10 protein-coding genes are annotated in these 8,882 nt (G+C 65.2%); 3 read left to right on the forward strand and 7 right to left on the reverse strand.

Going from position 1 to position 8,882, the window contains the following annotated elements; genetic code table 11:
• The first annotated feature begins 1 nt into the window (after window position 1).
• Window positions 2–2,029 (forward strand): penicillin-binding protein 2, encoded by a 2,028-nt coding sequence (mrdA, locus tag ABD974_RS18125; RefSeq protein ID WP_345304754.1) that lies wholly within the window; start codon window positions 2–4, stop codon window positions 2,027–2,029.
• Window positions 2,026–3,123 (forward strand): rod shape-determining protein RodA, encoded by a 1,098-nt coding sequence (gene rodA / locus ABD974_RS18130; RefSeq protein ID WP_345304755.1) that lies wholly within the window; start codon window positions 2,026–2,028, stop codon window positions 3,121–3,123. The genes mrdA and rodA overlap by 4 nt, the downstream gene beginning before the upstream one ends.
• A 41-nt stretch (window positions 3,124–3,164) precedes the next feature.
• Here the strand turns inward: rodA and ABD974_RS18135 are convergent, their stop codons facing one another.
• On the reverse strand, window positions 3,165–3,965 hold the full coding sequence (locus ABD974_RS18135; protein WP_345304756.1) for an SDR family NAD(P)-dependent oxidoreductase: 801 nt from the start codon (window positions 3,963–3,965) through the stop codon (window positions 3,165–3,167).
• Window positions 3,966–4,050: 85 nt separating this feature from the next.
• Between ABD974_RS18135 and ABD974_RS18140 the strand changes: the two genes are divergently transcribed.
• On the forward strand, window positions 4,051–4,821 hold the full coding sequence (locus ABD974_RS18140; protein ID WP_345304757.1) for a glucose 1-dehydrogenase: 771 nt from the start codon (window positions 4,051–4,053) through the stop codon (window positions 4,819–4,821).
• A gap of 53 nt (window positions 4,822–4,874) precedes the next feature.
• Here the strand turns inward: ABD974_RS18140 and ABD974_RS18145 are convergent, their stop codons facing one another.
• The 6 genes from ABD974_RS18145 to ABD974_RS18170 form a co-directional block, all read right to left on the reverse strand.
• Window positions 4,875–5,303 carry a hypothetical protein gene (locus ABD974_RS18145; RefSeq protein WP_345304758.1) on the reverse strand — a complete coding sequence of 143 codons (429 nt, stop codon included), beginning with the start codon at window positions 5,301–5,303 and terminating at the stop codon, window positions 4,875–4,877.
• 248 nt (window positions 5,304–5,551) lie between these two features.
• Complete coding sequence (locus tag ABD974_RS18150; RefSeq protein ID WP_345304759.1) at window positions 5,552–5,896, reverse strand: hypothetical protein; 345 nt, start codon at window positions 5,894–5,896, stop codon at window positions 5,552–5,554.
• Between the two features lie 44 nt (window positions 5,897–5,940).
• Window positions 5,941–6,195: a hypothetical protein gene (locus ABD974_RS18155; protein ID WP_345304760.1), complete on the reverse strand. Its 255-nt coding sequence runs from the start codon at window positions 6,193–6,195 to the stop codon at window positions 5,941–5,943.
• A gap of 170 nt (window positions 6,196–6,365) precedes the next feature.
• A complete protein-coding gene (locus ABD974_RS18160; protein ID WP_345304761.1) occupies window positions 6,366–6,869 on the reverse strand; it encodes a hypothetical protein in 504 nt (167 codons plus the stop codon).
• A 69-nt stretch (window positions 6,870–6,938) separates the two neighbouring features.
• Window positions 6,939–7,469, reverse strand: a complete 531-nt coding sequence (locus ABD974_RS18165; RefSeq protein ID WP_345304762.1) for a hypothetical protein — start codon at window positions 7,467–7,469, stop codon at window positions 6,939–6,941.
• A gap of 671 nt (window positions 7,470–8,140) precedes the next feature.
• Window positions 8,141–8,422 (reverse strand): hypothetical protein, encoded by a 282-nt coding sequence (locus ABD974_RS18170; RefSeq protein ID WP_345304763.1) that lies wholly within the window; start codon window positions 8,420–8,422, stop codon window positions 8,141–8,143.
• Window positions 8,423–8,882: the final 460 nt, after the last annotated feature.

An 8,882-nucleotide genomic window follows, 5' to 3' on the forward strand; every position in this document is an offset into this window, starting at 1 on the left:
CATGCGTCGAGGCGACGGCGGTGCCGTGAAGCGCCGCTACATCCGCAATTCGGCCGAAGAGACCGCGCAGTTCCGCGCGCGCGCCGCGCTCGGCTTCCTCGGCGTGGTGCTCGCGCTCGGCGCGCTGGCGGCGTGGTACTTCAAGCTGCAGGTGCTGGACCACGTCGACTACGCCAAGCGCTCGCAGGCCAACCGCGTCAAACAGCGGCCCGAAGTGCCGGCGCGCGGTCTGATCTACGATCGCAAGGGCCGCGTGCTGGCCGACAACGTGCCGGCCTACCGTCTCGACGTGGTGCCGGCCGAAGCCGGCGACATCGATGCACTGGTGGCGTCGCTGTCGAAGATCATCGCGCTCACGCCCGAAGACATCGCGCGCTTCAACGACACCCGCCGCGCCACCCGCAGCTTCCTGCCGGTGACGCTGCGCCTGAAGATCACCGACGAAGAGGCCGCGCGCTTCGCGGTCGACCGCTGGCGTTATCCCGGCGTCGAGCTGGTGCCGTATCTCACCCGCCGTTATCCGCAGGGCGATCTGTTCGGTCATGTGATCGGTTATGTCGGCCGCATCGACAAGGCGGATCTGGAAAAGCTCGGCGAAGGCACCGCTGCGTTCAGCCATACCGGCAAGTCCGGGATCGAACGCGCCTACGACGACATCCTGCGCGGCGAAATCGGCTACGAACAGATCGAAACCAACGTCGAAGGCCGGATCATCGGCAGTCTCGGTCGCATTCCCGCGAAACCCGGCGCCGACCTGCGCCTGAGCATCGACACCGATCTGCAGCGCGCGGCGACGATCGCGTTCGGGGATCTCACCGGCTCCGCGGTCGTGGTCGATCCGCGCAGCGGCGAAGTGCTGGCGATGGTGAGCCTGCCGACCTACGACCCGAACCTGTTCGTCAACGGCATCTCGCACACCGATTACCGGCGGCTGATGGACGACCCGGCGCGACCGCTGTTCAACCGCAACGTGCTCGGCGGTGTCGCCCCGGGTTCGACGCTGAAGCCGCTGCTGACCCTCGCGGGTCTCGACAGCGGCCTGCGCACGCCCGACGACAAGGTGCTGTCCACCGGCGAATTTCGCATCACCGGACAGAAGCGCGGCTATCGCGATTCGCATGGCGGCGGCCACGGCTGGACCGATGCGCGCAAGGCGATCGGCGATTCGGTGAACACGTACTACTACCGGTTGTCGCTGGACATGGGCATCCGCAAGCTCGACGAATACCTCGCGCTCTACGGCTTCGGTGCGCCGACCGGCATCGATCTCGCCGGCGAAACCGGCGGCATCCTGCCTTCGCCCGAGTGGAAGGCGAAGAACGCGAAGAAGCAGGGTCCGTGGTATCCGGGCGACACCGTGATTTCCAGCATCGGCCAGGGCTTCTGGAAGGCCACGCCGCTGCAGCTCGCGCAGGGCACCGCCGCGCTCGCCGATGGCGGCCATCTGCGTCGACCGCATCTGGTGAAGGAACGTCGCGACGATTTCGACAAACCGTGGACGATGGTGGAACAGCCCGCGCCGCGCATCATCAGCGAGAGCGCCGCGCATCTGCAGGTGGTGCGCGAAGGCATGATCCGCACCGTGCACGGGCCCGGCGGCACCGCGCGGGTGATCAGCTACAACCTGCCGTACACCATCGCCGGCAAGACCGGCACCGCGCAGGTGATCAGCCGTCGCGGCACCGTCAGCCTGGATCCGAAGAAATTGCCGATGCACCTGCGCCATCGCGCGCTGTTCGTCGGTTTTGCGCCGGCGGACAAGCCGACCATCGCGCTCGCGGTGGTGGTCGAAGGCGGCGGCTACGGCGCCAGCACCGCCGCGCCGATCGCGCGCAAGATCTTCGACGCCTGGCTGCTGGGCAAGATGCCGGAGCCCGATCCGAAGGCCGTGGCCGCGACGCTCGCCGCCAATCCGTTCGCGAACGTGGTGAGCAGCAGCACGACCACGAGCGCTGCCTCTGCGCCCGCCGCGCCGTCGGCCGGCACGCAGGCCACCACGCCGGTCGACATGCAGGCCCCCGCACGATGAAGACCTTCGTCCGCTGGCTGTTGGACCTGTTCCTGCGCTTCACGCGCACGCTGGATCTGCCGCTGCTCGCGGCGCTGATCGCGCTGATGGGCATCGGTCTGGCCGTGCTGTACAGCGCCGGCAACGAAAGCCCGCGCCTGGTGATGGCGCAGGGCGCGCGCTACGTGATCGGGCTCGGCGCGCTGTGGCTGCTGTCGCGGGTGTCGCCGACGCAGTTGCGCAGCGTCACGCCGCTGATCTTCGCCGGCTCGCTGCTGCCGCTGGTGGCGGTGCTGTTCATCGGCGACGGCAAACACGGCAATCACTGGATCAATCTCGGCGTGTTCTATTTCCAGCCGGCCGAACTGCTCAAGCTGAGCCTGCCGATGATGGCGGCGTGGTATCTGCACCAGGAGCGGCTGCCGCCGCGCTTCATGACGGTGCTCATCGCCGGCGCCATCATCGCCGTGCCGACCCTGCTGATCCTGCTGCAGCCCGACTTCGGTACCGCGATGCTGGTCGCCGCCAGCGGCGCGTTTGCGCTGTTCCTCGCGGGGCTGCCGTGGCGCTGGTTCGCGGCCGGCGGCATCAGCGTCGCCGCGGTCGCGCCGGTGGCGTGGTTCTGGTTCCTGCGTCCGTATCAGAAAGACCGCATCCGCACCTTCCTCGATCCCGAATCCGATCCGCTCGGCACCGGCTGGAACATCATCCAGTCGAAGATCGCGATCGGCTCCGGCAACTGGACCGGCCAGGGGTGGGGACAAGGCACGCAATCGCATCTCGACTACCTGCCCGAACACACCACCGACTTCATCTTCGCGGTGCTGTCCGAAGAATTCGGCTGGGTCGGCGTCAGCATCACCCTCGCGCTGTACCTGTTCGTCGTTGGCCGCTGCCTGTGGATCGCCAGCGAAGCCCGCGACACCTATGCGCGCCTGCTCGCCGGCGCGCTCGGCCTCGCATTCTCGGTCTATGTCATCGTCAACGCCGGCATGATCTCCGGCCTGCTGCCCGTCGTCGGCGTGCCGATGCCGCTGCTCAGCTACGGCGGTACTGCGGCGGTGTCGCTGCTTGCGGGGCTTGGCGTGGTGATGGCGATGCGGGATCGGCGCTAGGCGTTTCGTCCCTCGTCACCGCAGCGCGGCGACGCGATCGGTTACGCGTCGCGTCGCTTTTTGGCCAGCTTCTGCAGCATCCGGAAATACACCCGCGGCAGATACCGCTTCAACCACCAGCGGAACGGTTCGCGCTTGGTCGGGATGATCATGAAATCGCCGCGCTCCGCCGCCGCGAAGACCTTGTCGGCGACGCTGTCCAGCGTGTCGGGCGCGGTGTCCATCAGCTTCACGACCTTCGCCTTGATCTTGTCGCTGGCGATGGCGGTGTCCAGCAGATTGGTGCGGAAGAACGCCGGGCAGATCACGCCGACGCGCACGCCGGTGCCGTGCATTTCCGCACGCAACTGTTCCGACATCGCCACCACCGCGGCCTTGGCCACGCCGTAGCTCATCATGCCGGGTGCGCCGGCGAGGCCCGCGAAACTCGCGGTGCTCAACACCTGGCCGTGGCCTGCGGCGAGCATGCCGGGGATGAACAACCGGCAGCCGCGCACCACGCCGAGCAGATCGATCTCGATGATCTTTCGCCATTCGTCCATGCTGGTCTCGACCATCGCCCCGACGGACGCGATGCCGGCGTTGTTCACCAGCACGTCGACGCCGCCCCAGGCCGCCTGCACCGCCTCGTGCAGCGCCTGCATCGACGCATCGTCGCCAACATCGGCCTGCAGCGCGAGATGGCCGTCGCCGGCCAGCGCCGCGCGCGCCGCTTCGGTGCGTTCGGGCAACAGGTCGACGCAGGCCACGCGGGCGCCGGCGCGCGCATAGCGCAGCGCGAGCGCGAGGCCGAGGCCGCTGCCGGCACCGGTGATCAGAACGCGTCGACGTGGAGTCTGCATGGGCATCCGCGGGGCTGTGCTAGGCTCGCCAGCATACCCGCGCCCGTCACCCTCGCCCACCCGTTTCGCACAGGATTTGCCGACCATGCCGACCCCGGATCCGCTGTTCGACCTCACCGGAAAGACCGCCCTCGTCAGCGGCGCCTCGCGCGGCATCGGCGAAGCCATCGCCCATCTGCTCGCCGCCCACGGCGCCCACGTCGTCTGCAGTTCGCGCAAGATCGACGCCTGCCAAGCCGTCGCATCGGCCATCCGCGAGGCCGGCGGTTCCGCCGAGGCCCGCGCCCTGCACGTCGGCGATCCCGCGGCGATCGAGGCGCTGTTCGCCGCGCTCGACGCTGACGGCCGCACGCCGTCGATCCTGGTCAACAACGCCGCCGCGAATCCGTATTACGGCCCGATGATCGACATGGATCTCGCCAGCTACGAGAAGACCGTCGAGGTCAATCTGCGCGGCTATTTCTGGGCCACCGCGCAGGCCGCGCGGCGGATGAAGGACCACGGCGGCGGCAGCATCGTCAACATCGCATCGGTGAACGCGCGTCGCCCGGCCTGGGGGCAGGGCGTGTATTCGATGACCAAGGCCGGCATCGTCAACATGACCGAAGGCTTCGCCAAGGAGCTCGCGGCGCACGGCGTGCGCGTCAATGCCGTGCTGCCCGGTCTCACCGACACCAAGTTCGCCTCCGCGATCACCGGCAACCCGAAGCTGATGGCGATGATGTCGCAGCTGATCCCGATGGGCCGCAGCGCGCAGCCCGACGAAATCGCGCCCGCGGTGCTGTTCCTCGCATCGCCGGCATCGGGTTATGTCACTGGCACCTGCCTCACGGTGGATGGCGGTTACTTGGCCTGATCGCATGGCCTGACCGCGGCCATCGGCGCTTCCCTGCGGTGATCGATGGCGGGTCAGTGTGATCGACGTTCGGACAGCATCTCTCCGAGCACGCCCTCCGGCTTGCAGCGCCCGCCCGCCGTCGCTTCCTCGACGAAAGGCAGGGCGAAATCCAGGCCTTCCCTCTCGATCGCGTCCTTGCTTTTCGCTTCCGCCACACGCCGCCCGATACAACCGCACATCGGCTCGATGGATGCGCGCAACAGCGCTTCTGGAAACGGCACCGTCGACGGCGCCTTGGCGCGTTCGTTGGCTTCTTCGTACTGGCGCTGCGCAGGCAGCAGGATCGCGAGCGTGCAGTGTTCGGTGAAAACCGCAAGCTCCATCTCCGTCCATCCGGCGCCGGTCGATGGCGCGGTGGGCGATTCGTCCGCCCGCGCAATGCTCGCGGCGCAGATCAGGATCGCAACGGAAACAATGCGCAGGCGTTTGAAATGCATCATGCCGGTCCGCTCCTGTGATGGGGCTGGTCCGGGCGGAAGGACGTCGGCCCGGGATCGCCATTCCCGTCTGTCGAAGTTATCACGCCGCAGTGCATGCAGCGGGCGCCGGACAGGATGCGTGCGGGATCAGTTGTCTCGCAGAGTCGATGCGGAAGCCGATGCGTCGAGCCACGCATGGCCTCGGGTCTTCGAATCCTCGCAGGGCGCCAGCGCTCGCGCTGCGCGGCATCAGGCACGCAGGCGAATACTCAGGCCTCGCCAAGCACGTGACCCGGAAATGGTGCCTGCTCCGGAAAGCCGAGCAGATGGTACATCGCCGCCTCGCCGCAAATCTTGAAGCCGAGTTGGCCGGTCACGCCCGAATGGTCGATGATCTGCGTGACGGTAACGGCGATCGCTTCCTGCGATTGAACGGCGGCGTAGGCGGCCTTCATGCCCAGCGCCACCGCATGAAGATCGGAGGGAGCATGCACGCGGTCAAGGTCCGGTTCGAACTCGATCGAGAACCGAGCCGCCGCCTCTGCGACGAGCCGAACCGTCACGTCGTAGGTGGGCTGGCAACCGCGGCGTGTAAAGCGGAATTCGGAATGCATGGATGAAGTCACACTGCTGAATCGGCTCGTCGTTGTGCGCATGCTCAGAGGTCGCGAAGAATCGACGCACGCTGCTGCTCGTACTCGGCGTCCGTGATCAACGTCTTGTCCTTGAGATCATTGAGTTCCTGCAGCCGGGATTCGACCGATGGGCGATTGGATGCCGGAAGGGGCGATGCCGGCGCGACCGGACGATTCGAAGCGCGGACCACCAGCCAAACGATCAGGCCGACCACTGCGACGGGTATGCCTGCAAGGAACAACACGATGACCCAGTGCCACACGCTGAAGTGACCCATGTTTTCTCTCCTGACGGTTGCGGCAGGCGAATGCCGGCCGAATCGGGCGATGCGATGGAAGATGGCAGGCGCTCACCAACGTAGAGCAGGCACGCGGCCGATGCCACGATGCATGGATCGGCTGGAACGAGCCGCAAGGTGCGGGCCATGCAACGCGAGTGTTGCATGGCTCAACTTCTGGCATCGAAGACATGCTCCGTTGTATGCATGTCGTTCGATTCATCATACTTGAACGCCGCGCGGACGAGAATGAACTTGATGTCGCTTGGGATCGCCGTGACGAACCTGAAGGGTTGCGATATTCCAGGGCGAACAAAGTAATACTCCATTTCTTCGGTCACCAGTTCGGTCTTCAAGATCACTACTGGAAAATTCAATCTGCCGTCCGGTCTGTTCGAAAGGTTCTCTTGATCGCTTATTCCGCGAACCCGAAGAGAAATTCTGGAGAATTTGTGCTCGACTTTTCCCTTGTTTGCCGCATTGATCTCCAGCTCGATGATTCGGCTATCCCCACATGGTTGGAGAAACGTGCATTTCACATCGAATTCGATTTTCGCCTGATGCTCGCCCTCGCGCCAGAATCGGTAGTAGGCCCATACCGATCCCGCCAGTATGCCGAATGCCGAGAGCACCGATACGGCCACGTCGAACACGTTTTTCGTCGCATCATCCATTCGCTGTTTCCATGCCTGAAGAATGAATCGAGCTGCCCCATGCCGGGCGGTGGACGCCAGCCGTCGTCGTCACTCCGGGCTTCCGCGCAGCCATGTCGCGATGAGAACGGCCAGCGGGAGGACGACAAAGAACAGGCCGAGCGCCACCCAGATGAAGCGGGACTCTGCCACATCGAGCAAGCGATTCTGCCACGTCGGGGCCTGACGTCGCTCGATATATCGCCGGCTCTCTTCCTCGGCCATCCGGGCGTAGAGCTGGATCACGGACTCGGCCGTCGATCGACCGTCGGGGGCGAGCGGAAGCGGAATTTCGTACAAGCCCCTCTCCATCTCCACCCGAACCCACGTGTCCTCCAGGTGCAGCGCAGAGACTTCGTTGTACAGGAAGGCCAGACACCAGGTGCCCACGAAGATCGCATCGTCGCGGCAAACCACTTCGATGCCCGACTCGGAGTGCTTTTCGCATGCATTGAGCAGATCGGCGGGAGCGAAGGGCGACTTCCCGTAGCGCGCACGCATCCGTTGGGTGAATGCGCGCAGCCGAGGGCCATCCACGTTCCACCGGGCCAGCACCACTTCTTTGGGATGCCGCCTGGTCATGCCGAAGCTCCGCAAATTCGAGAGAACTTCCTGCCGAGGCCCAATGCCTGCGTTCAGTGACCACGCAGCGGGACGTCGGACGCGTGCCAGCGTAGCGCAAAAAAAGGCGGACGACACCACGATGCGGGCTCGACCCGATCGCATGGTTGGACCTCACTCCGCGTCCACGCCCGAGCGCCCTGCGAGCCTGGCGCAGGTCGAGAGTGCGTCCGGCGGTGGAGCGCCCCGATGCGGTCCCCTGCTGCAAACGTGAGCGCAGCGACCGCCTGCGAACGATCCCGAAGGGCTGCTGATGCAGCTGACATGGCAGTCATCGAGGGCGTTGCAGCGGGAGCGAAAGGCCGCCACTTCGCATCTCTCGCGCTCGGACAGCGCGCGTCGAGGCGTTGCCGAGCAATGGTGGTAAGTCCCGATGTCGCCGACATCGGGCGCCGGCGAGATCGAGGCCGTTGTCCCAGACGGGGCGGGACCCCGAGGGCCGCAAGCCGCCAACAGCAACAGACTTGTCGAAAGAACCAGCAGCTTCATGTGAGGACGGATGCCTGGATTGAGCCGGGCCGCGAAGCCGGTTTGGTTGGAATGCATAGTTGGACCGCCGGTTCACCCGTGCAATGGACGAGAAGCCCGACGGAACGGCGCTCCTGTTCGTGAGCGCTCGGTAGAGATACGGCTTATAGCCGAAAGACAGAGACGAGAATCATGAGGGTCAATTGTGCGGCGGGCAGGGCCAGCGAGACCAGGACCAGACGCAGAAGGAAGTGCGATATCCGGTTCTTGCGATGGGAGTGAATGAGGAGAACGTTGATCAGCGCAGTGAGCGGGATCCCCAGAATGGCCAGCAGCATGGCGCCCAGGCCGACGAACGAGCCACCGCCTGAGGTGGCCGAAATGACTGCAAAAGAGAAGCCGACCTGCAGCAGCAGAATTCCGAGAACGCCGAGTACATAGCGCATGAGGAGCTTCGGCCTGCAAGGTTGGTTGAATTGGGTGGCGACAGTCTCTGAGGCGGCCCAGGGCCTAAGTCAAGCCGCGTCCATGGCGGGACGGTGGGTGCGTGCCAGCGTAGCGCAGGCGCGTGGCCGACGCCACGATGCGGGCTCGGCTTGAAAAAAATTGTCAGGCGTGTTCATCAGGAAGAGACTTTCCTTATCCGCATGAGCGCCGCAGGCGACTCATGCTGTCCTGCAGGCGGTTCTGGCCTTGAACCATAAGGCGGATCCAAGTAATAACCTTCTCCGCATCCATTGCATACGGAAGGATTGTCGCGACTGGATCCGACGCGATTCTTCTGGTAGACAAGAATGATCGGGTGGCAACACTCGGGGCAACACCATGCGACATTGTTTCCGCCGGTGACCTGCGTACGGATTTTGTAGCCACTCAAGCGGTGAGTCCTGTGGTGATGGTATCGGG

This window comes from Lysobacter hankyongensis, from assembly GCF_039543145.1.
Classification (GTDB): Bacteria; Pseudomonadota; Gammaproteobacteria; order Xanthomonadales; family Xanthomonadaceae; genus Lysobacter_I; species Lysobacter_I hankyongensis.

What these genes read in the sequence shown, in the direction of transcription:
- mrdA (WP_345304754.1), top strand. Translation starts at nt 2, where the DNA reads ATGCGTCGAGGCGACGGCGGTGCCGTGAAGCGCCGCTACATCCGCAAT.
- rodA (WP_345304755.1), top strand. Translation starts at nt 2,026, where the DNA reads ATGAAGACCTTCGTCCGCTGGCTGTTGGACCTGTTCCTGCGCTTCACG.
- ABD974_RS18135 (WP_345304756.1), bottom strand. Translation starts at nt 3,965, where the DNA reads ATGCAGACTCCACGTCGACGCGTTCTGATCACCGGTGCCGGCAGCGGC.
- ABD974_RS18140 (WP_345304757.1), top strand. Translation starts at nt 4,051, where the DNA reads ATGCCGACCCCGGATCCGCTGTTCGACCTCACCGGAAAGACCGCCCTC.
- ABD974_RS18145 (WP_345304758.1), bottom strand. Translation starts at nt 5,303, where the DNA reads ATGATGCATTTCAAACGCCTGCGCATTGTTTCCGTTGCGATCCTGATC.
- ABD974_RS18150 (WP_345304759.1), bottom strand. Translation starts at nt 5,896, where the DNA reads ATGCATTCCGAATTCCGCTTTACACGCCGCGGTTGCCAGCCCACCTAC.
- ABD974_RS18155 (WP_345304760.1), bottom strand. Translation starts at nt 6,195, where the DNA reads ATGGGTCACTTCAGCGTGTGGCACTGGGTCATCGTGTTGTTCCTTGCA.
- ABD974_RS18160 (WP_345304761.1), bottom strand. Translation starts at nt 6,869, where the DNA reads ATGGATGATGCGACGAAAAACGTGTTCGACGTGGCCGTATCGGTGCTC.
- ABD974_RS18165 (WP_345304762.1), bottom strand. Translation starts at nt 7,469, where the DNA reads ATGACCAGGCGGCATCCCAAAGAAGTGGTGCTGGCCCGGTGGAACGTG.
- ABD974_RS18170 (WP_345304763.1), bottom strand. Translation starts at nt 8,422, where the DNA reads ATGCGCTATGTACTCGGCGTTCTCGGAATTCTGCTGCTGCAGGTCGGC.